The following is a 22,284-nucleotide window of genomic DNA, read 5'->3' as shown; positions in this document are numbered from 1 at the left end:
ACGAGGCGGAACTTTCCTGATGCGATCGGGCGAAGCGTGACGAAGACTTGGTCGGCTCTGGCGTGTTTTTCTATGTTGGTCAGGGCTTCACGAAGAATCTGCAGGAGATGAATTTGTTTGTTTGCGTCAAGCTCAAAGCTTTGAAGCTCGACATCAGTGGTGTAATGGAAGCCGTCGCGTTCCTTGAACTCGTCCAGAATAGAGAGGATGTTCTGTTTCAGATCGGATGACTTCGGTTTCAGTCGGAACGTGGTCAGCACGGAGCGCAGCTGCTGATAGGCGGTTTGGACGCCGAGCTTGAGCTCATCAAGAATGCTTTCAACTTCCGGACTTACCGTTCCTTTGTGAAGTTCTGTGCTCAGGCGAGCGATTTGAATTCGGGAGAATGCGGGCGACTGAGCAATGGAATCATGCAGTTCACGCGCAATCGTGGAGCGCTCTTCGAAAAGAGCGAGGCGGCGGCTTTGGAGAGATGCTCTCTGAGCGCCTGATGGATGGCGAGCGGTTTACTCGAGATCAGTCCGTCGAACTCAAATTTAACGCCGCGTTTCTTGGCGACTTCTTCGGCTTCTTTGACCAGGACCGCGTGGAATCCGTCAAGGGTTTCCTGAGAGAGAGAACGGATGTCGACACAGAAAGTGACTTCGCCCGGAACAACCGCGATTGCGGAAGTTGCCGCGGTGTGAACGACACCGATCGTGAATACGAGGTCGTGTCCTGCCTTCAGCCATTCGTCCCAGAGACAGTCCATGCGGTAGGCCAGTTCAGCAAATGCCAGAACAGCATCATGGCGGAACTGTTTGTCAACGGCGCCGGAGTGAGCGGTCTGACCGACGCATCGAATGTTTTTGTGACGGACGTTTCCGCGGATTCCCGTCACGATACCGGCGCGCAGGGTATCGGAAGAGTCCAGTGTTGGGCCCTGTTCAATATGAAGTTCAATAAAGGCGGCCATCTTGGAGAGGTCCACCACAGGTTTTCCGGTTGTCAGCGCATCGGGATCAAAGCCGCAGGCTTTGATGGTTTCCGCAAGAGTCTTGCCGCTTGTGCGGTGTTTCAGAGCGAGGTCCTTGTCGGTGAGCTGTCCGGTCATGCCGAGCGAGCCGACATAGCACTTGCCGAACCAAGAGCTTTCTTCCATGCGCATCATCAGGACGGTGAAATCTCTTTCGGGCTGATAGTTGGTTTTGCGCATCCAGCGGGCGACGCAGAGAGCGGCAACGATGCCGGCGAGACCGTCGAAGTTTCCGCCCTGAGGAACGGAGTCGGCATGAGAGCCGCTGACCAAGGCGGGCAGATCACGGTTTTTACCTGGGACGGTCATCCAGACGTTGCCGGCCTTGTCTTCAGAAATTTCGAGGCTGAGTTCTTCTCCGATTTTTCTGAAGTACTCAAGAACCTGAGTTTCTACTTCGCTGTAGCCCTGGCGGGATACGCCCTGGCTGTCAAGCGACATTGCACGAACATCGTCAAAACACTTCTGCGCGAATTCAAGGCCTTCACGCTGGAAATCTGTAGACATGAAAAGATTCTCCTTAATCAGATTGGTTGGTAATGGTTTTGTATAGGGGCAAAGTTTACCTGCAGACCTATAGGTATGTCATTAAGCCAATATTTGAGTAAACTCGACATTTACATTTTTGTAAGGGTTTACCTCATTACGTAAAAAAACGTATTGTGTGAGACTAGCAACCGACAGGAATGCCTATTTCTGTCGGGGAGAAGGCCCTTTTGTCAGGTAGCTGACAAAAGGGGAAATCTAATATTTTTAAGGTGTTTTTCAATGTCAATTACTGCCTGGATTGCAGTCGTCGTTGTTATCGCAACGGTTTACTGCCTGATTAAGCGCTATGAAACACGCTTGGTCCTCTTTACAGCCGGCTTACTTCTTTGCTGCATCTCTATGAAGCCGATGGCAGCACTGGATCAGTTCGCAAAGAGCATGACCAATGCAAGTCTGATCATGGCAATCTGCGGTGCGATGGGATTTGCTTTTGTGGTTACACACACTTCCTGCGACCGTCATTTAGTCTCTCTGCTGGCCGCTCCGCTCAAGAAGCTTGGAATTCTCTTGATCCCGGCCTGTACTGTGGTTACTTTCTTCGTTAATATCGCGATTCCTTCCGCTGCCGGCTGTGCCGCTGCTGTAGGCGCGACATTCATTCCGGTTATGATTCGTTCCGGTATTCGTCCAGCCGCCGCAGGCGCTGCCGTTCTGATGGGTACTTACGGATCTATTCTCTCTCCGGGTATGTCTCATAACAACTTCGTTTCGAAGATTTCGAACATGGGTGTTATGGACTTTATCGCTCTGCACACACCGTTCTCCCTCATCATGATGGGTATCGGTCTTGTCGGTATTACGATCGTCTGCCTGGTTCTCCGCGACAACAAACCTACAGCTGAAGAGCTTACTGCTTATGAAGCCAAGGAAGGCGGTTCTGAAATTACCAAGATCAATCCGCTCAAGGCTCTGGCTCCGCTGGTTCCGCTTATTATTCTTGTTGTCGGCAACTCTTGGGTTCCCGCTCTTAAGATGGGTGTTGCTCAGGCTATGGTCCTTGGCGCCATCTTCACACTGGTTGTTTCCTGGACCGATCCTCAGAAGTTCTCCAAAGAATTCTTCCGCGGTATGGGCGACGGTTATGGCTCTGTGATGGGCATCATCATTGCCGCCGGTGTCTTCGCTGCCGGTCTGCGTACTGCCGGCCTGATTGACGCCTTCGTTACAGCGCTCAAGGCTTCCAACGAACTCGCTCGCTGGGGTGGTTCTATCGGCCCGTTCGTCCTTGCTGTTATTACCGGTTCCGGCGACGCTGCAACTTTCGCGTTCAACGAAGCGGTTACACCGCACGCTGCTGACTTCGGCATGCAGGTTCCGAACCTCGGTGCTCTGGCTCTCATCTCCGGTTCTCTCGGACGTACAATGTCCCCGATTGCCGGCGTTGTGATTCTGATCTCCGGTCTTGCTATGGTTCAGCCGATGCAGCTGGTTAAACGTACAGCGATTCCGATGATCGTCGGTGTTTTCACCCTCGCTCTGATCATGGTTTAATCAGGACCCGCTGAATAGTTAACAAAAAGGCGCCGAACCTCGTGGTTCGGCGCCTTTTGGTATTAATTTTTTATTGCAATATAGGTATCCCGCTTATAGAATAAACCTTCAATGCGACGCTTCGGCAAGAGCCGCAGCGGGTTCAAATTACGGACGTTTCTGTGATTAGGGATGATTTATTATGACATCCCGTATTGGTTTGATAAAACCATTAAAAATCAGTCGTCTGCAAGCGCATTTTACCTGCGCATCTGACTCATATCGGCTGCGCATCAACGAATAGAGGAGATACCTACACCATGACCGATTACAACACACAGCTTATCGAGCAGCGCAGAGAACTTCACCAGTGGCCCGAAGAAGGCTGGACTGAGTTTTGGACAACTTCCTACATTGTGAAGAAGCTCCAGGCTTACGGTTATGAAGTTCTCGTCGGAACCAAGGTAATTAACCCTGAACAGGTTTTCGGCCGCAATCAGAAGCTGGTTGATCTCGGTATCAAGAACGCGCTCGAAAGAGGCGCTGATCCCAAGCTGATTGAAGAAATGGGCGGTTATACCGGCTGCGTCGGTGTGCTTGACACAGGCCGCGAAGGTCCTACGACCGCCTTCCGTTTTGACATTGACTGTGTATGCGTTCGTGAAACGGACGATCCCGCACACAAACCGAATAAAGAAGGCTTCAGAAGCCAGCATGACGGTTATATGCATGCCTGCGGCCACGATACGCATGCTTCCATCGGCCTGACGCTTGCTCACTGGATTGCTGACCACAAGGACCAGCTCAAAGGCAAATTTAAATTCGTTTTCCAGCCTGCTGAAGAAGGCGTTCGCGGCGCTTCAGCCGTTGCCGCCTCCGGTATTGTTGATGATGCAGACTTTTTCTTTGGAAGCCATATTTCGTTCATGGCCGATTCCGGTGAAATTGTTGCCGCTCCATATGGTCTGCTCTGCACTTCCAAGTATGACGTGACATTCAAAGGTCAGCCCGCTCACGCAGGCAAAGAGCCGAATGCCGGCCATAACGCACTGGCTGCAGCCTGCAATGCCGTTGTTCAGATGCTTGGTATTCCTCGTCACGGCGGCGGCATGACTCGCATTAACATCGGTACGCTTCGTGCCGGCGAAGGCCGCAACGTGATTCCGAGCTCCGCCCACATGGCGCTTGAAGTTCGCGGTGAAACCAGTTCGATCAACGACTATATGTCCGAGCAGGTTATGAACATTTTGGAAGGCATTTCCAAGGGTTTCGGCGTTTCTTATGAAATTTCCCAGATGGGTGCCGCTGTTGACTTTACAAACGATCCTGAGCTGAGCGAGCTTATTGCTGAAGTTGCTAAAGAAACTGAAGGTGTTGAGAAGATTATTCCCGACGGAAACTTTGGCGGCTCTGAAGACATTTCGATTCTCGGCAGAAGAGTCCAGCAGCACGGCGGTAAAGCCGCATTCTTCATTTGTGGTGCGGACAGAGCCGCAGGTCATCATCAGAGCACATTCGACATTGACGAAAACGCTTTGAAGACTGCGTTAGGCATGTATGTTGGTATTGCTAAGAAAGTGAACGGAATTTAATTTCCTGAGCTAATAAGAAAGGGAGCTGCCGTCGGTTGATTGGCAGCTCTTTTCAATGGCAGAAAAAGGACTTTTACGTAGAGAATTTCAGCTATGTCGCTTGCAGAATAATAAGCCTCGCCGTTTTTGTGCGAGGCTTATTTTCCATAATACCTATCCCAGATGAGGACTAACTTTTAAAGCTGCCGGAGCAGGTCCTGACTGTATTTATAGGTTAAGTCGAATACTCTTTGTGTCTGATAACCAGGTAACGGTACTTCGACGCCTATCGGTCTTTCCGGCATATGGCGCAGGAATTCAACCAGCGGAAGTTCGCCAACACCGGGGATGAGTCGGCCTTCGCGAGCTTCTCTTACAACTCCTTCAAAACCTTTTGGGGTTCCGGATGTCGATTCGACTTTAAGCTGTCCGGCGCGCTGTGCAGCAACAAGCTTCTTGTCAATCGGACCATTGATAACCGCGTCGCAAAGATGAATTTCGCCTAAATACTGCTGCGGAATTTTATCAAGGTCGTTGTGTGAACCACCTGATCTATAAAGATGCAGAGCGTCAACAGCGATGGTGCAGTTTTTACGGTCGGCCAATTTCACAAGTTCATAAGCCTGTTCCAAAGTACCTACAGTTCTCCAGATCATGAATTCAACGTCGATATTGAATCCTCTTGGTGCAGCATAATCAGCCATATCCTGCAGAACACGAGCGAACTTTTCTTTATTGGGGGCATCTCCGCAGAGTGTCAAATTTTTAACACCCAGCTCCGCACAGGCGTCCATCACAGAGTGGAATTCAGCAGGGTTAGTATCAGAGTTGATGGCAAACCCATCGACGCCGTGCAATGTGATGCCCGTATTAGCAAGGTACTGTTTGAATGCTTTGATTTCTTTTGTACCGGCTTTAAATTCATGAGCAAGGGCTCCGGGAACAATGGGATGAATTCTAAGTCCCATCATTTCATAGCCGGCTTTTTTAGCCTGACTAGCGAACTCCTCCGGAGGAAGCTCGATGGCGCACAAGGCGATTGCCTGTAAAGGCCGTTTCCCCGCTTCCATGGCGAGCGCTGCAGGGACTGTAGATAACAAGCTTGATCCTGCGACTGTTGCTGCTGTTTTAAATAAATTTCTTCTAAGCATTATTTACTCCATTGATGTGAAAGGTTTCTGCTGAACTTCCTTGCTGCAATTGAAATTAAATAGGACGCCTCCTAACTCTTTCCTCGATGGGTAAATTCTGAATCGAAGGGACTTAAATAAATACAACCCTCGGGATGTGCTTTAGTGAATTGTCCGGGTAAGGGATATAAGGGGAAATGCGATCCCGGTGTAATCGTTATAAGTACGGATTAATACCTAAAGAAGAGGTTGGCTTCTTATTGAATGATAAAAAATAAACGGCAGGATAAATTAAAAAAACAAAGCCCTACTTAGAATCGCAAGAAATCACAAACATCTGTACGACGCGTTTTTTAAGCGTGCATTTATAAGCATTTGAAAATTATTTTTTGTGGTAAAGGAGTATTGAAAAGCGGATTGTGTTATGGATAGAGCTACAAGTTCTAAAACGTTGTTTGATGCAATCGTCTCCTTTCAATTCGTACCGTCACTGCCGTCCACTTTTATTTTGTTTGAAGGAAAACTAGTGAGCAGATTTGAGATGGTTGAGGTCGTCTCGAGATGTAGATCGTAGCATTAGCTTGAAGGTGCGTTAGTTGCTTGTGAGACAAGATAGACAGCAGGCATAAGAAAAGGGCGCCTTGCGACGCCCTTATAGGAGATGAACCTATATCTGATTATTTCTTCAGACGGTCAGGCCACCAGCTCGGATACGGCTGAGTCTGAGGAGTCTGGAGCCAGCCCGGAACATAGTGTGTTTCCGGATCAAGCTTGGAAGCTTCTTCGCCGGCGTTGTAGAAGCCCATGATTGTGCAGGAGCCCATAGCGATCATGAGAACGATGACAACGTAGAGAAGCTTGCGCAGGAAGCTGCGTGTAGCGTTGGACGGACCGCACCACTTCATGCACAGACGATAGAGACCGATCATGCCGTGAAGTTCTGTAACGATGAGGAACAGGAAGATGACCCACAGCCAGGAGTGATAAACCTCAAGACCGCTGCCATAAGGGCCGATAGCGCCCGGGTTCATGAGCATCGGAAGCAGATGCGGGAAAACAAGAGCTGTAAGGATCACACCGGTGATGAACTGAACCCACCACATTGTGGTGTCAGTGTGACGGAGCAGCTTGTAGTGGCCGCGCATAATGCGGAAGGCTTTGTAGTTGCTCGGGAACTTACGAAGAGCCAGAATGGCGTGAATGATAACGAGGATGAAAATGAATCCTACGAATACAACGTGCATCCAGAGGTGGTCAACACCGTCAATGAAGTAGCCGCCGGTGAAAGAAACCAGAGACCAGAAGGTGTCTTTGCCCAGCAGGATGGAGCTGGTGAAAGCCATGTGGCAGAACAGGAACAGACCAAGGATAAGGCCTGTGACAGACTGGAGAACGTCGCACCAGGCATAAGCCTTAGATTTCTGTTTTGTCTCTACTAAGTCTTCGCCGTCAATCACGGTCTTAGCAGAAGGTGTCACCTTGTAGAGGTGAGATACGTCTTTAAATTCATCGGACATGATAAACCTTAATATTTGGGTGAAATTATTGTCTCAACGACTGAACGTATCATGCGCCAGAGCACGTTAAAAGTCGCCTAAATTTTTGCCTAAAACTGATAAAAGACAAAATAAAACCCTTAATTCGTTTTTAAATTAAGGGTTTTTACCTAGAAACTAATATTTATGCACTTATTTGGTGCCAAAGATTCTATCGCCGGCATCGCCTAAGCCCGGAACAATGTAGGCGTTCTTATTTAATTTTTCATCAAGAGAGGCCACAAAAACCTCAATTTCCGGATGTGCCTTCTGGAAGGTTTCAACACCTTCAGGTGCGGCAACTAAGGCGACAAATTTAATGTCTTCCGGGCAGACACCGCGTTTGAGCAGTGTGTCAACCGCAGCGACAGCGGAGTTGCCTGTCGCGAGCATCGGGTCGCAAAGAATAATCTGACGCTTGTCCAGTTTGGACGGCAGCTTAACCAAGTATTCAACCGGCATATGATCGGGACCGCGATAGAGGCCGATGTGGCCGACGCGTGCGGAAGGCATTAAATCAAGGAGACCGTCAGACATGCCGAGACCGGCACGCAGAATCGGAACAATGACCAGCTTTTTCCCGGCAAGGAAACTCGCCTTGCATTTTCCGAGCGGTGTATCAATCGTACGGACTTCCATCGGCAGGTTGCGTGTGACTTCGTAGCCGATTAAATAAGTAAGTTCTCTCAGAAGCTGGCGGAAAGAATTAGAAGGAGTTTTCTTTTCACGCATCGTGCTGAGTTTGTGGGTGACCAAAGGATGATCGACGATGTGAAGCTTGGGAAAACGCGGATCAGTTTTCATCTATATTTCTCCAAAAAATCTTTTTTAATTATTGCACTCATTTAGGCATCGCGTTTACATGTGCCGTTGAGGAATGGATTAGACTAGTTACAAATAGATAACTGATCTGAAGGATTTCACATGCGTTATATCGTTCTGCTCGTTGTATTTCTGCTCGGTGCCGGATTCACTTTTCTCAATTGGACCGCAGTGAACGCACCGGTTGATGTCGATTTAATAGTCACTACAGCGAAGGCTCCTTTGACGCTGATGCTGCTGTTCTGGTTTGCGATTTTGTTCCTAATCGTTCTCTATTGTCTGTTTGCACAGCAGACCGGAGCTTTTGCGACCATGCGCAGACTCACAAAAGAGCTGGAATCTCAGCGCAAACTTGCTTCCGACAGTGAAGACTCCCGTCTTTCCGACGTTAAAGCGGATTTCGAGGCTAAGTGGCAGAAATGGACTCAGGAGCAGAGAGATGTACTGGCTCAGACAGAGCAGCGTCTGACAGAGAACCAGAATAAGATTCTGAGCGCTTTTAAAGACACTCAGGATCAAATCTCGAACGCAAATAAAGATCTCAGCAACTCGATTACCGGCTCCCTGGACACAATGGACGACAAGATTACAAAGATTCTGATCAGTAAATAACGCCGTAAATTTTGACAGCCGGGTTTCTTCCGGCTGTTGACTGCCGCCGTTTGCTCCGCTGAATGCGAAGAACGGCGGTTTTGCTTTCTGTCTTTAAAGCAGCCGCTGCAGCGATTCTGCGGGAACTAATTCAAGAGTGCTTTGCGGCCACGGACGAATCTGCTGGTACTGCATAAGGTTAAGCGTGTCGAGCCCGGGGATAGTATTTGGCGTGAGCCACGCTGCGATGCGGGCGAGTTGAGTGAGTCCGAGACTCGATTCGAGTGAAGAGCTGATCACAGCCGTCATGCCAAGCCTTCGGGCGGCTTCGGTCTGACTTTTAATTTTTTCTAAACTGCCGGTCAGAGTCGGCTTGATGACGACCGCTTTGGCGATATCGCTCGAATCGAATGTAAAGTCCGACTCACGCAGGCTTTCGTCCCAGGCAATCGCAATCCCGGTCTGTCTCGCGAAGATGCGCGATTCTTCCCGGCTCTGACAAGGCTCTTCTATAAAGGCGATTCGCTCCCGATAATGCGGCCGTATGTTCTGAGCGAAGTCAAGCGCCTGACTAAGCGTCCATGATCGATTGGCGTCAAGCCTCAGGCGTACGTCCGAAACAGCGTGAAGTACTGTATCGACAGTGATCCCGTCATTGGCGGCGCCAGAGAAACCGACTTTGACTTTCGCGTTTTTTTCTCCTTTGGCGCCGGCAAGTTTGTTAACCAGCTTTTCTGTCTCGCAGCCTCCAAGCGGAACCGTACGGTAGTCTGCTTTCATGGGAAGCGTGCCGTTGAGTTCTGCGAGCGCACAGCTGATTCCGAAAGCCGCAGATGGGAGCTTCGGCAGTTCTTCTTCGCCGCTCAGCCACAGCTTTGTCCAGCAAAGCAGAGCGTCCTGAGCCTCTTCAAGGGATTCGGCGCTGAATCCGGGAAGCGGACTGATTTCTCCCCATCCGCAGCGATCTTCAGACCGAAGCTCAATATAAAGGCCCTCTCGGCAGCTGATTCGTTTGGCGCGCAGTGCAACACCCACATCCATAGGTATCTGCCATTTATAAACGCGCGCTGTACGATTTGTTTTTGGAGAATTCATGATGAGCGGTCCGTTACGAACGAAGAATGTCGGCAAGCGCTTCTGCGACGGCTTCGGGATTTTCTCGATGAGCATTGTGTCCTGCGTTCTCGATGACTCTGACATCAGAACAGAGCTCTTTAGCAAGCGCTCGGAACTTTGCGTCTTTCTCGCCGCAAAGGTAATGGAAGGCGAAAGTTCTGTTTTTCAGCTCCTGCCGCAGATCCGGCTGAGCTGATAACGATGCGGATTCAAGCATCGCTGCTAAAGTTTCTCCGTTATTGCGGCTTCTCAAAGCGATAAGCGCGCTTCGCTCTTTTTGAGTCAGAGAGCTGAAAACCGGCTGTTGGTACCAGTCGGTAAAAACTTTCGGCAGGGGCTCCGAACGGAACCGCTTAGCCCAAGCTTGGTCGGATAGGCGCCGCTGCTCTTTTGCTTCTTGGTCCTGCAGGCCGGGGTGGCCGCCTTCTACAATTAGTCCTTTAAGACCAACCAATCCTTTGCAGGCAGTAAACATCGCGATGCGCCCGCCAAGAGAATATCCGATGAGAAAAAATTCCCGCACACCATAGTGCGCCAAAGTCTGACGTATGAGCAGGGCGGTGTCCTCAAACCCGTTCACGTGTATTCCTGAAGAACCGCCATGGCCCGGCAGATCGATATACATTTGCGGATGTTCGCAAAAAGACGCTCCGATCGGCTGCCATTCGCGACGGTCTCCCGAGAAACCGTGCAGAAAGACAAGCCAGGGTCGCCCCGACTGTCCCTCTTTAATCTGAGCGCTGAGAATCATAAGCGGCTGACTTCTTTAAGAAGGCTTCTCAGCATCTGAGCGCCTTCGGTTTCATTGACTTTAAGTTCTATAACTGTTGCGGCCGGAATTTTCCAAGCTTCAGCGAGCGCGGTTTCTAAATCTTCCCGGCATTTAGGGGCGCAGTATCTAAGAGAGAACATGCCGGCAGCGTGCGCGAAATCCGCATCCTGAGGCATTTGATAAAAGCGGGTTCTTTCTGCCTGAGGCGTCGGAAGAAGCGAGAATATCTGTCCGCCGTTGTTGTTCACGATGATCTGAACAAACGGTGCGGTTGCGTGCCGCAGCAGCGCCAAAGAGTTTACGTCATAGAGCGCGGAGAGATCACCGACGATCGAAAGCGTCGGCTTGCCCGTGGCGAGCTGAACGCCAGCCGCAGTGGAAATCAAGCCGTCGATGCCGCTTGCGCCGCGATTGCTGTACACCGGATATCCGGCGGGGAGCTGCCCAAGCGCGTCAATGAGCCGCACGATAAGGCTGTTGCCAACAAAGAACTGTCCGTTTTCCGGCAGATATTTGCCGATTCGGTGCGCAAGCTGAGCTTCTCCGAAACCGACGCACTTTGATTCCACAATTTTTGCGGTTTCTTTGGATAATTGGACGCATTCTTTATACCAAGGCGCTCCGGGTTCAGCCTCATGCAGATCCAGCCAGCGGCTGATATCTGCGATGATTCGGCGCCCCCGATGCTGTGCAGGATCAAGTCTGCCGCAGTTTGGATCAACGATCCAATATTCTTTCGGCGCGCATTTAGTCTGCCACTGCAGCAGGCGTTTTCCGGTGAGTCCGCTTCCGAGCTGAATCACAATTTCGGCTTGGTTGAGTTCTTCTACGGCTTTTGGGTTGCTGAGCCAAAGGTCTGCGCAAGGCAGGGGCTGGCCCGTTTGAGAGAGCACATCGCCAATCAAGGGCCAGCCAAGAGTCTGTGCCCACTGCGCCGCCTTTACACCGTCTTTTGCGTTCATGCGGCCGGCGATGACCACGCCGCGTTGCTGACGAATGAGCGGCCAGTCACGCTCCTTGAAAACTTCGATCGGAGTAGCTTCCTGAAGCCAAGGCTTGTCATCGGTCCACCAATCTCCGAGGCTTTGCTGCCAGCTAAGACCGGTGTCGTCCATTTCTCCGTAAAGGGGCTCCGTAAACGGGCAATTGATGTGTACAGCTCCCGCATGCAGCGTTCCCATCGCGTCATCAATGGAAGAGACGAGCCATCGAGCTGAAATCCGCTCAGTCGGGCTCGGAAGAAAAAGAGAACGAGCCGGGTGCGACGCAAATATTCCTATCTGTCGGATAGCCTGATTTGCGCCGCAGTCAATCAATTCCTGCGGGCGATCCGCGGTTAACAGGACGAGTTTTTCTCCGGTGAGCCCGGCTTCAATAAGAGCCGGGTACAAGTTTGCGACCGCGGTGCCGGAGGTAACAATGACAGCGACCGGATCTTTGCCGGCTTTGGCAAGGCCGAGCGCAAGATGTCCGAGTCCGCGTTCATCAAAATGTGTGTGCAGAGTAAAACCCGGATTTTCTGCCGCAGACAAAGTTAGCGGAGTGGAACGGGAACCCGGCGCAATACAGACATGTTTGACGCCGTGACGTCTGACGGCTTCAAGAATAACGGACGCCCAGCGGCGGTTAAATGAACTTAGCGACATGACAGATTATTGTTTACTTGTGTTCAGGCTGAAGCAGGGTTTTGAGACCCGCAGCCTTGTTATTGATTTCGATCCATTCAGCTTCCGGATCCGACCCCGGAACAATGCCCGCGCCTGCATAGAGACGAACGACATTGCCGCTGATCTTTGCGGATCTCAGAGAAACGCAGAATTCGCTTTGCTTTAAGGAAAGGTAGCCTGCGGAACCCGCATACCATTCACGGGTAAAAGGCTCGTACTCAGCAATGAATTCTCGTGCTGCATTTCGCGGCAGTCCCGCCACAGCCGCAGTCGGCTGGAGCTGATAGAGACATATCGTGTCATCGGCTTTATGCAGAGATGTTTGAATTTGTCTGCGCAAATGCTGCACCTTGCGCAGGCGGAGAATGTGCTCCGGCAGGACCTCGAGCTTTTCGCATTCAGCTTCAAGGCGCTGACAGATGTCTTTGACTACCAGCATGTTCTCACGCTGATTCTTATCATCTGACATGAGCCATCTGCCAAGTCTGAGCGCTTCCTGATCATCATTATGGTTTGCGACGGTGCCGGCCAAAGCTTCCGTTTGCAGTGATTTGCCGATGCGCCGCCAAAGTCTTTCCGGGGAAGAACCGAGAAAGGCGCTGTCAGGGTCAAAGGCCATGTAGAAGTGATAGCAGTGAAGGTTCTGCTTTCTGCTCTCGTTCAGCATGGATGCCGGGTTGATCGGCTTTTCAAAGTGCAGGTCGGTCGCTCTTGCAAGTACGGTTTTATTAAGTTTGCCGTTACTGATCGTGTCGGTGGCAAGTTTGATTAAACGGCACCATTCTTCTTTATCCGGTCGATGCTCCTCACGGATCATCTTAGATTGGAGCGGCGGCAAAGGTTTTGCGCACTTGAGGGCTGCGATATAAGCCTTAGCGAATTCGCTGTCAGAGCGCAGAGAATTTTCACTGAAAAGCGTCAGCCGTAAAGCTGCATCTTCTCCGTTTCGTCTCCACTCCAGACGAGGCAGAATCAGGCTTGATCGGGACGGATCAAATTCATTCAGTCCCCACACACGTATGTCTTCATCCGGATACTGACGAATAAATTTCTGAGCATCTTCAAGCGAAGTGAATGCGACTGCTTTACCAAGGACTGCAGCTTCCTCGCTTCCGCTTCTTTGCTGCCAGTAAAACTGCGGATAGGCGCTCTGGCTTGAGAGCCAAGTCAGGGCATCAAAGCTGTCGTTCAGCGCAAAAGAAGATTCGAAAACCCGTAAGCCGGGGGCGTCGGGCAGCGTTGAAGAAAGCTGATTCAGCAAATCATTCAGCGCCGTGTCGAGTGGGAGCATGCGGACCTCTTAACAATTAAATCAGTCGATTATAAGAAGACCGAGAGGGGATATGTTTTGAAGATTTACATTACGAATCGAAAGAACACATTTGCTAATAATATTTAAGATGAATGTATTCGTAATGTATTGAATTTAAAATTTTTATTGACTCAGTGATGAGATATTAATTTTGAAAAAGAAGCGGTCATTTCGGGTACATAGGTTCCAAGGTCTATGCGCCGGAAATTGATGTAAGAAACGAAATGAAAATGCAGGTTTTTATTTAGAAGTGAATACTAACTTCAATTCAGCGTCACTGAGGTTCAGATCTTCCGGGATGAAAAACGGGCGGCCTGGGCCGCCCGCTGTGACTGAATCAGTATCGCTTAGTTCTTATGGTAGCTTGTGACGCGATCAACTTCTTCCTTACTTCCGAGGAAGACCGCAACACGCTGATGAAGCTTCTCCGGCTGCAGATCAAGGATGTCTTCATGTCCGTTTGTGGCTCTTCCGCCGGCCTGTTCAATCAGCATCGCCATCGGGTTGGCTTCATACATGAGACGCAGTTTGCCGGGTTTGGACGGATCGCGGTTGTCGCGCGGATACATGAAGATGCCGCCGCGGCAGAGCACGCGATGGACTTCGGCGACCATCGCCGCAACCCAGCGCATATTGAAGTTCTTTCCAAGCGGTCCGGTTTCGCCTTCAAGCAGTTCCTTGACATACTTCTGAACCGGGGCTTCCCAGTGACGCATGTTGGACATATTGATGGCAAATTCCTGAGTCTGTTCCGGAATGCGAATGTTCTCTTTTGTCAGGATGTACTGACCGGTTCCGAGGTTCAGCGTGAACATATAGACGCCGTGACCGACAGTGAGTGTCAGGATGGTCTGAGGAGAGTACATGACATAGCCGGCAGCGACCTGAGAGCGGCCTTTTTTAAGGAAGCTTTCGTCCGTAACTTTGCCTTCGGGGGCCTCGGAGATCGAGAAAATCGAGCCGATCGGCGCGTTAATGTCAATATTGCTTGAGCCGTCAAGCGGATCAAACATGATCAGATATTTTCCGCGGCGGAATTCAGCCGGCGTGCTGAGGGAATGGTCCATTTCCTCACTGGCCATAGCGGCGATGGAGCCGGTCCATTCCACGCCGTCGATGAAGACTTCGTTCGTAATGATGTCGAGTTTTTTCTGATGCTCGCCCTGAACGTTGTCAGTGCCCGCAAAGCCGAGAACACCGGCAAGAGCGCCGTGCGTGACTTTGTCATTAATGTTCTTGCTGAGGTCGGCGACCGCGTTAAGCAGGTCGCTGAGCTGCTGATCGATATTGCCTGCAGAGAGCTGTTCCGCAAGGAACTGCTGTAGGGTTTTGGACAATTTATGTTCTCCTCTAACTAGGAAGTACTCACAATATATATCAAACGGGCTCGTAAAGCGCATTTTCAATGATCTCGCGAACATCGGGAGAGAGTTCGCGGTGGGAATTCACGAAACGAAGCGCTTTGTACATCATACGAGAGAGAGACGGTTCGTAGCGGCGCCAGTTTTCCAGCACACGAGCGAGGCGAGCCGCAACCTGCGGGTTGAATTGGTCGGTTGAGAGGACGCTGTTCACCCATAGCTGATAGCCCATACCGTCGGGGCGGTGGAACTCGGGGCCGCCGCTGCGGAAGAAGGCGTAAAGCAGAGAGTAAATGCAGTTCGGATTCTTCGGCTGGTAGCTGCCGTGCAGAGTCAGCGCGTGAATCTTTTCCACGACGGTTCTCTGTTCGCGGCTGTGGCGCAGACGGGAGTGCAGCGTGAGCCACTTGTTCATGAGCAGCGGCTCTCTCTGCCATTCGATTTCCGCCATATTCAAAAGTTCCTGTGCGATCGGAAGCGAGGCTTCGACAGAAATTTTGAGTGCGGCAAGCTGATCGGTCAGATTGTTGGCGGTCTTGTAAAGCGCACGAATCTGCTGAATTGCTTTTGGGTTGTCCGCAAAGGCAAGATAGCCCAGGCAGACATGCTTGAGCGCGCGCTTGCCGGCGTCAATCGGATTCGGACGGTAGGCGCCGGGCGTCGCCATCTTTTGGACTTTGTCTTCCAGCGTTGCGCGAAGACGTGTGCCGATCTTCTTGCGAATCTGATCAGAGACTTCACGTACAAGCGCCGGCTCAATAAGAATGCGATGCTCGGCGATGTAGTTCTCGTCCGGGAATTTCAGCAGTTCAGCCCGATAAGCAGGAGAGAGTGACTCATCGTTCAGAATATCTTCGAACGTAAAGAGATAGGCTTCCGAGACCGGAATATGGTCGCGGCCCTGGTTCGGTCCTTTCTTCTGCAGATCCAGAATGTACTGATCGATCATCAAAAGTGTCAGACGATCGAAGGCTTCAGCGCGGTTGAAGAGATCCGAGTCATTTCTCGCGAGGAACGCGAGCTGATCCTTCGTGTATTCGATGTCAAAAATAACCGGGGCGGAGTATCCGCGGCCGATCGAGAGAATCGGACGGCTGTTGATGTTTTCGAAAACCCAGGTCTGTTCCTGCTGATCAAAGAGCAGCGTGCGTGTTGTTCCGTCAGGATTGTCTTCGCCCTGCAGCTGCAGTTCGATATCCTTGCCGTCGTCGCCGAGAATACCGATGGAGACCGGAATCAGAAGCGGCTTGGGCGCGGCTCTTCCGGGAAAGGAGCGGTTGCTTTGATGCAGCGTCAGGGTTAGAGTTTTTTCGTTCTCATCCCATTTGCTGCTGACGCTGACACGCGGCGTACCTGCCTGCGAGTACCACAGTTCGAACTGCGAAAGGTCTTCGCCGTTGGATTCTTCCATAGCGGTTAAGAAGTCGCTGCATGTGGCGGCGGTTCCGTCAAAGCGGTTGATGTACTCCAGAAGACCGCGTCGGAAGCCCTCTTTGCCGAAAAGCGTCTGGTACATGCGTACCACTTCCGCGCCTTTTTCATAGACGGTGGTGGTGTAGAAGTTGTCGATTTGTCGGTAGGATTCCGGGCGAATCGGATGCGCCATCGGGCCCGCATCTTCGGGGAATTGGTTAGTGCGCAGATAACGGACGTCCTGGATGCGCTTAACGGCGCGCGCGGACGGAGTGCCGAGCATGTCGGCCGCAAATTCCTGCTCGCGGAAAACCGTGAGGCCTTCTTTTAACGAAAGCTGGAACCAGTCGCGGCATGTGACGCGGTCACCGGTCCAATTATGGAAGTATTCGTGCGCGATTACGGATTCGATGCGCGCAAAGTCTTCGTCTGTAGCAATACGGCTGTCGGCAAGGACGCATTTGGAATTAAAGATGTTCAGACCTTTGTTTTCCATCGCGCCCATGTTGAAGTCGTCGGTGGCGACAATCATGAACCGATCGAGGTCAAGGTCCAGACCGAAGCGTTCTTCGTCCCAGCGAATGGCCTTAATAAGGCTCTGCATGGCAAAGTCTGTTTTGCCCTGATTGGAAGGTTCTGTCCAGATCTGCAGCAGTGCTTCCTTGCCGTTTGCGAGTTTGATGGTCTCTTCCTGCGCGACGAAATTTCCGGCCACCAGCGCGAAGAGGTAAGAGGGTTTGGGGAACGGGTCATCCCAAATCGCATAGTTTCTGCCGTCGAGAAGCTCGCCTTGCTCCATCAGGTTGCCGTTTGAGAGCAGTGCTTTGTAGTCTTTCGGCGCATGGATCACGACGCGGTATTTTGCAAGCACGTCCGGGCGATCCGGGAAGTACATGATTCTTCGGAAACCTTCGGCCTCGCACTGTGTGATGTAGTTATTGCGGCTCATGTAGAGACCGGAGAGCTGCAGATTGGTGCGCGGATTGATGCGGGTTTGAATTTCGATTTCGGTCGGTTCTGAAATGTCGTGAATAATCAGTTTATCTGCGACAAAGGCGTACTGACCCGGCAGCGAATCTTTTCCGCCGATTTTTAGGTAAGTCATCGAGACATCGTCGCGGTAGAGGACGAAATCATCGCTTTTACGATCGTCTTTCGGAATAACAATCATTCTTGCCGTGACGGTCGTCTGATTCGGTACCAGATCAAAAGTAAGGTGTATGGATTCCACATTGTGGTCGGGAGCGGCGTAATCTTCGCGATGAACGATAGATTCGGTCCCGGCTTTGTTGGTATTGGCTGTCATCAGCTTCCTCTTATATAAGATTTTGCAATTTTAGCGCGTCCGATTTTTTTTCAATGGGAAGTGAGTAATGTAAATCCTGTTTGAGAGCTCTCCATTGTTGGGTTAAAGAAGCCGGCAGAGGCGCAAAGAAACAAGTTATCTCATGGTTTTTAATTTACTGCGTCTGATCAGTGCAGGTTTAGGACAAATTAAATACATTTGAGGAAAATTACTTTTTGTTTATCTTTCTTAAATTAGTAAGAAAATATTAGGGTAAACGCTCTATTGAAGAGGTATGATATGGGATATATTTAGCAATATGGCTAAGTAGCAAATTAGCTAAACACCCCAACTTCTTCCTTCAAGGAGACCATCTCGTGAAACTTACAAGAAGAATATTCATGCAGCTTGTCGGCAGTGCTGCTTTCATAGCTTCTTCGCCGTTACTGAAAGCTCAGGGTTTGTCCGTGAAAAGACTTCCTCTCCCTTGCAGCCCTTCGCAAGGCAAGTGGATTGGTACGACATGCCAAGGATGTACTCAATATTGTGCGATTGAAATCTTTAACCAAAATGGCAGAGCAACTCGTGTACGCGGCAATCAAAATTCCAAAGGTAATCATGGATTTTGCTGTCCGCGAGGACATTTGATTCCTCAGGAAAACTACGATCCTGATCGTATCAAGCAGCCGCTTAAAAGAACAAATCCGCAAAAAGGCCGTGGAGTTGATCCTAAATGGGTTCCAATTTCCTGGGATGAGGCTCTTGACATAGTCGCAGACAAGATGATTGAGCTCCGCAATAGCGGTGAACCCGAAAGACTGCTTTATCTAAAAGGCAGATACGGAAATACTTCTCACGGTCTGCTTTATGGAACTTTAACTAAGGTTTACGGTTCTCCGAACAACTTTTCAACTTCTGCTCTTTGTGCAGAGACTGAAAAAATGGGTCCGGGTTATACACAAGGGTTATTCTCCTATAGAGATTATGATCTCGGAAATACTAAGTGCGTGGTGTTCTGGGGTACTGATCCTTTCTCCTCAAATCGTCAGGTTCCCAATGTCATTTCCAAACTCGGTGTTCTCCAGAAAAACGGTACATTAATCACAGTCGACCCGAGACTCTCGACTGCAGCAGCCAAGTCAAAAGAGTGGCTTCCGATTCTTCCGGGAACTGATGGAGCCCTCGCTAACGCAATTGCGCATGTTCTTCTCACAGAAGGACTCTGGCATAAAGAATTTGTGGGCGACTTTGAAAACGGGAAAAACTTATTTGTTTCCGGCAAGACTGTCGATCCCGCTCTTTTTAAGGAGAATAACACTCTTGGTCTAGTCACATACTGGAACGAGGAGGCGAAGGACTGGACACCGGAAAGAGCGGCCAAGGAATGCAGACTTGACGCTGAACAGATTAAGAGAGTGGCAAGGACTCTCGGTAAAGCCGCACCCAATGTAATTGTCTGGATGGGACCCGGCGTCTGCATGAATCCCAGAGGAACCTACACCGCAATGGTCGTGCATGCATTGAACGGTATCTTAGGATCCGTTGACAATGTCGGCGGTACCCATGATCCGGCCAAATCCTTAAAAGGCAGTTATCCGTCAGCCGATAAGTATGTAGATGAACTGGCTAAATCCCACGGTAAAGGCAAGAAAATCGACGGCCGCGGGGATAAAGAAATGCCTGCCGCAATGAAGGCAAAACTCGGAAGCGGTGTTGTTACGAACAACATTGCTAACTACATGCTCAGCCATCCTGACTTTGTGAAGATCATGATTAGTTCGTGGACGAACACGCCGTTTGCCGCGGCCGACGGTAAGCGCTGGGAAAAAGCACTTGCTAATGTGCCGTTCTTCGTTCATATGGTTCCGTTCCCTTCTGAAATGACACAATTTGCAGATATCGTTCTGCCGTCGACATTTAATGCGGCTGAGGGAATGGGTACAGTGACCGGCTTCGGCTCAATGCACGCGTGGACTTCAATACAGCAGCCGACCTGCAACAGAATCTGGGATGTTAAACAGGAAGAGAATGAAGTTACATGGCTCTTGGCTGAGAAGTTGGCTCAGAAAGGATGGCCGGCTCTGCTGAACTACTATGCTAATGAGTTTGCGGATCCTGAGACCGGAGCCAAGCCGACAAATGAGAAAGAGTTCCAGCTAATCACGACTAAGATTGCTTCTGCGCCTTGCTGGAAACAAGGAGCCAAAGCGATCCCCGGTGACCAGATCAACGGCTGGGAAGACTTTAGACAAAAAGGCATGCATAACTCAGCGCCTCAGGCATACAAAAAGCATTGGGGCGGTAAATTCCCCACACCCAGCGGCAAGTTTGAATTTGTTTCGGGCGCATTAAGAAAAGTACTCGAAGACCATTCAGCCAAATACAATTCCACACCCGATCAGATCCTTGAAGCCTGTCATTACACAGCCAGAGGAATTAAAGGCTGGATGCCTCATTATGAAGAACCTCTGCGTCACGGCGACGCAGCACAGTTCCCGTTCCTGTTTATCGATCACAAGAGCCGCTTAAATCGTGAAGGACGTTCTGCGAACCTTCCTTGGATGCAGGAATTCAAAAAATGCGACGCTGGTGATCGCTCATGGGGAGATGTGTTGAAGATCAATCCTGCGGACGCTAAGACTCTCGGCTTAAAGGACAATGATCTTGTCGAAATTACGTCGCCGGCGGGCACCATTGTTACAGAGATTAAGGTCTGGGAAGGAGTAGGGCCGGGAACGGTTGCCAAAGCCTACGGACAGGGTCACTGGGCATACGGTCAGGTGGCGGCGAAAGAATATGGAAAAGTTCCTCGCGGCGGAAACAACAATGAGATTCTTATTGATGACTACGATAGATTGTCCGGAACCTCGTGCAGAAACGGTGGTTTTACAAGAGTCAGCATTAAGAAAGTTTCCAAAATCATCTAACCAGGGAGAGAAAAATGAAATTTGGAATGATCATTGATTTGAATTTATGCTCTTCCTGCGGGGCGTGTGCGCTCGCATGCAAAGCGGAAAACAACACCCGAACAAGAGGAGAAGGTCAGAGTTTCAACTGGGCCGATTTCCTTCAGGAAACCAAAGGAGCTTTCCCAAATACTACTCAGGCAGTTATTCCTGTGCTGTGCAACCACTGTGAAAATCCGCAGTGTGTAAAGGTTTGTCCGACGGGCGCGATGTTTATCAGCCCCGAGGGAGTCGTTCTCCACAATGATGAAGCCTGTATCGGCTGTCGTCTTTGTCAGAATGCCTGTCCCTACTCGGCAGCGGAATTGGGAGTAGAAAGTCTCGACGGGAAATCCTATTCGGTGATTAGTTTTAATCCAAAGGGGGTTGATCCGAGAGGAGATGCTTCGACTAGGCCTACTCTAATTGAGGGTGTCACAGGCGGAGCTCAGGAACTCGCTCGCAAAGCAGGGGCGCTTCCTGCCTATGCCAATTTGTTTAAAGCCGGTGATTCCGCTACGCAGAGAAAAGAGGGCGTTGTGGAAAAATGCAACTTCTGCTACCACCGCACATCTAACGGATTAAATCCCGCGTGTGTGGACGCTTGCCCTGCCGGGGCCAGAGTCTTTGGTGATTTAGATGATCCGAATTCTGTGATTTCAAAGAAAATGAAGTCCGGTCAGGTTTGGAGGCTCAAGGAAGATAAAGGAACATCTCCGAAGGTCTTTTATATGGGTCAGTATTCTCCGCGAGGATAAGCATTTGATGTTTTAACACGGAAGAGGCTTTGTGCCTCTTCCGTCCGATTTAAGTTTAATTATGCAAACTTCACCGCTGAATCTTGTGCTTGTTGGCTTGTTTGAGCCAAGCGACGAAATTAGAGAGTTACATGTGTTTAATAGAGCCGCGGAATCTTTGGAGGATGGGCTGGCCGAAAAAGCACGTCTTCTAGATGCGCTGTATAGCCAGGGGACTCGTGACAAACAGGCTTTTGAAGAAATGCTGCTGGAGTACACCAGATTATTTCTCAGTCCCGGGCAGCCGCTGGCAAGAAACTACTTAACGTGCTGGAAGAACGAACTGGGCAGTAATGTTCTCGAGGACTACTTATCTTATTTGCAGAGCAAGGGATTTGAGATAGAAGAGGATGTCAGAGAACTTCCGGAGCATATTGTTCCCGTTCTTGAAGTGTATGAATTATTAGACGAAGAAGAAAAGCAGGAATTCTTTGAAAAATTCCTGAGTAATTTCATCCTAAAATGGTCTAGCCTTCTAACGGAAGAGACAACACATAAATTTTATAAAGAGTTAGGAAAGTTCTTTTTTGAATGGGGTAATTTGGAGGCAAAAAAATATGGCAAAATTTCCTGAAATATACGAGGGGCAGGCAAAGATATTTAAGGCCATTGGTCACCCTGCACGGTTAATGATGGCTGAAGCTTTGCTTGAAGGACCAAAAACTGTAACGGAGCTTGCCGCCTTAGTTCAATTGGAAATGCCGACTGTTTCACGTCATTTGGCTGTGCTGAAAGAGGCCCAGATTGTTAAGTCAGAGAAAAAATCCAATTCCATTATTTACTCTGCTGAAATGTCTTGCCTGAAAAGCTTCCTGCAGTGTTCAAAAGACTTTATCTCAATGAGCCGAATCACAAAAAAACTCTGAAGTCTGTACTGAGGAAACCTGTTTAATTATGCGTATAGATAACGCATAAACGCAATTTGTATCATCT

17 protein-coding genes and 2 pseudogenes are annotated in these 22,284 nt (G+C 50.0%); 7 read left to right on the top strand and 12 right to left on the bottom strand.

Annotated elements, in window-relative coordinates; translation table 11 throughout:
- From NFR90_RS07480 to NFR90_RS07470, 3 genes and pseudogenes are all read right to left on the bottom strand, one after another.
- A pseudogene (locus tag NFR90_RS07480) lies at positions 1–260 on the bottom strand (histidine kinase); the annotation flags it as partial.
- Between the two features lie 42 nt (positions 261–302).
- Positions 303–404, bottom strand: a pseudogene (locus NFR90_RS07475) (hypothetical protein); the annotation flags it as partial.
- A complete protein-coding gene (locus NFR90_RS07470; protein ID WP_251451965.1) occupies positions 359–1,522 on the bottom strand; it encodes a hydantoinase/carbamoylase family amidase in 1,164 nt (387 codons plus the stop codon). The gene NFR90_RS07470 and the pseudogene NFR90_RS07475, both read right to left, overlap by 46 nt.
- Before the next feature lie 261 nt (positions 1,523–1,783).
- Here NFR90_RS07470 and dcuC point away from each other — a divergent pair, with 261 nt between their 5' ends.
- Both dcuC and NFR90_RS07460 read left to right on the top strand, forming a co-directional pair.
- Positions 1,784–3,055 carry a C4-dicarboxylate transporter DcuC gene (dcuC, locus tag NFR90_RS07465; protein ID WP_251451962.1) on the top strand — a complete coding sequence of 424 codons (1,272 nt, stop codon included), beginning with the start codon at positions 1,784–1,786 and terminating at the stop codon, positions 3,053–3,055.
- Positions 3,056–3,354: 299 nt separating this feature from the next.
- Positions 3,355–4,626, top strand: a complete 1,272-nt coding sequence (locus NFR90_RS07460; RefSeq protein WP_160335431.1) for an amidohydrolase — start codon at positions 3,355–3,357, stop codon at positions 4,624–4,626.
- A gap of 176 nt (positions 4,627–4,802) precedes the next feature.
- Here NFR90_RS07460 and NFR90_RS07455 read toward each other — a convergent pair whose 3' ends face one another.
- From NFR90_RS07455 to upp, 3 genes are all read right to left on the bottom strand, one after another.
- Complete coding sequence (locus NFR90_RS07455; protein ID WP_160335430.1) at positions 4,803–5,756, bottom strand: sugar phosphate isomerase/epimerase family protein; 954 nt, start codon at positions 5,754–5,756, stop codon at positions 4,803–4,805.
- A gap of 656 nt (positions 5,757–6,412) precedes the next feature.
- Complete coding sequence (locus NFR90_RS07450) at positions 6,413–7,252, bottom strand: fumarate reductase cytochrome b subunit (protein WP_160335429.1); 840 nt, start codon at positions 7,250–7,252, stop codon at positions 6,413–6,415.
- A 171-nt stretch (positions 7,253–7,423) separates the two neighbouring features.
- Positions 7,424–8,074: a uracil phosphoribosyltransferase gene (gene upp / locus NFR90_RS07445; protein WP_251451958.1), complete on the bottom strand. Its 651-nt coding sequence runs from the start codon at positions 8,072–8,074 to the stop codon at positions 7,424–7,426.
- 120 nt (positions 8,075–8,194) lie between these two features.
- On the opposite strand from upp, the gene NFR90_RS07440 reads away from it, so the two are divergent.
- Positions 8,195–8,704 carry a LapA family protein gene (locus NFR90_RS07440; protein ID WP_160335427.1) on the top strand — a complete coding sequence of 170 codons (510 nt, stop codon included), beginning with the start codon at positions 8,195–8,197 and terminating at the stop codon, positions 8,702–8,704.
- 93 nt (positions 8,705–8,797) lie between these two features.
- Here the strand turns inward: NFR90_RS07440 and menC are convergent, their stop codons facing one another.
- From menC to pepN, 6 genes are all read right to left on the bottom strand, one after another.
- The gene (menC, locus tag NFR90_RS07435; protein WP_251451955.1) at positions 8,798–9,853 is read right to left on the bottom strand and encodes an o-succinylbenzoate synthase; all 1,056 of its coding nucleotides are present in this window, start codon (positions 9,851–9,853) and stop codon (positions 8,798–8,800) included.
- On the bottom strand, positions 9,792–10,550 hold the full coding sequence (gene menH / locus NFR90_RS07430; RefSeq protein ID WP_251451952.1) for a 2-succinyl-6-hydroxy-2,4-cyclohexadiene-1-carboxylate synthase: 759 nt from the start codon (positions 10,548–10,550) through the stop codon (positions 9,792–9,794). The genes menC and menH overlap by 62 nt, the downstream gene beginning before the upstream one ends.
- The gene (gene menD / locus NFR90_RS07425) at positions 10,547–12,217 is read right to left on the bottom strand and encodes a 2-succinyl-5-enolpyruvyl-6-hydroxy-3-cyclohexene-1-carboxylic-acid synthase (protein ID WP_251451949.1); all 1,671 of its coding nucleotides are present in this window, start codon (positions 12,215–12,217) and stop codon (positions 10,547–10,549) included. Before menD ends, menH begins: the two co-directional genes overlap by 4 nt.
- Before the next feature lie 13 nt (positions 12,218–12,230).
- Positions 12,231–13,529 carry an isochorismate synthase MenF gene (gene menF / locus NFR90_RS07420; protein WP_251451946.1) on the bottom strand — a complete coding sequence of 433 codons (1,299 nt, stop codon included), beginning with the start codon at positions 13,527–13,529 and terminating at the stop codon, positions 12,231–12,233.
- A gap of 368 nt (positions 13,530–13,897) precedes the next feature.
- Positions 13,898–14,887, bottom strand: coding sequence for a class 1 fructose-bisphosphatase (locus NFR90_RS07415; protein WP_251451943.1), 990 nt, complete (start codon positions 14,885–14,887; stop codon positions 13,898–13,900).
- A gap of 40 nt (positions 14,888–14,927) precedes the next feature.
- Positions 14,928–17,630: an aminopeptidase N gene (pepN, locus tag NFR90_RS07410; protein ID WP_251451940.1), complete on the bottom strand. Its 2,703-nt coding sequence runs from the start codon at positions 17,628–17,630 to the stop codon at positions 14,928–14,930.
- 380 nt (positions 17,631–18,010) lie between these two features.
- Here pepN and NFR90_RS07405 point away from each other — a divergent pair, with 380 nt between their 5' ends.
- The 4 genes from NFR90_RS07405 to NFR90_RS07390 are packed head-to-tail and all read left to right on the top strand — an operon-like array spanning position 18,011 to position 22,217.
- Entirely contained in the window at positions 18,011–20,536 is a 2,526-nt protein-coding gene (locus NFR90_RS07405; RefSeq protein ID WP_251451968.1) for a molybdopterin-dependent oxidoreductase, read from the top strand.
- Between the two features lie 14 nt (positions 20,537–20,550).
- Positions 20,551–21,312, top strand: coding sequence for a 4Fe-4S dicluster domain-containing protein (locus NFR90_RS07400; protein WP_160335420.1), 762 nt, complete (start codon positions 20,551–20,553; stop codon positions 21,310–21,312).
- Positions 21,313–21,343: 31 nt separating this feature from the next.
- The gene (locus NFR90_RS07395; RefSeq protein ID WP_251451937.1) at positions 21,344–21,925 is read left to right on the top strand and encodes a molecular chaperone TorD family protein; all 582 of its coding nucleotides are present in this window, start codon (positions 21,344–21,346) and stop codon (positions 21,923–21,925) included.
- A complete protein-coding gene (locus NFR90_RS07390) occupies positions 21,909–22,217 on the top strand; it encodes an ArsR/SmtB family transcription factor (protein ID WP_251451934.1) in 309 nt (102 codons plus the stop codon). Before NFR90_RS07395 ends, NFR90_RS07390 begins: the two co-directional genes overlap by 17 nt.
- Positions 22,218–22,284: the final 67 nt, after the last annotated feature.

The sequence above is a fragment of the Parasutterella muris genome (assembly GCF_943193095.1).
Lineage (GTDB): Bacteria > Pseudomonadota > Gammaproteobacteria > Burkholderiales > Burkholderiaceae_F > Parasutterella > Parasutterella muris.
The sequence above is the reverse complement of the archived record's forward strand: the minus strand, read 5'-3'. Positions and strand labels throughout refer to the sequence as shown.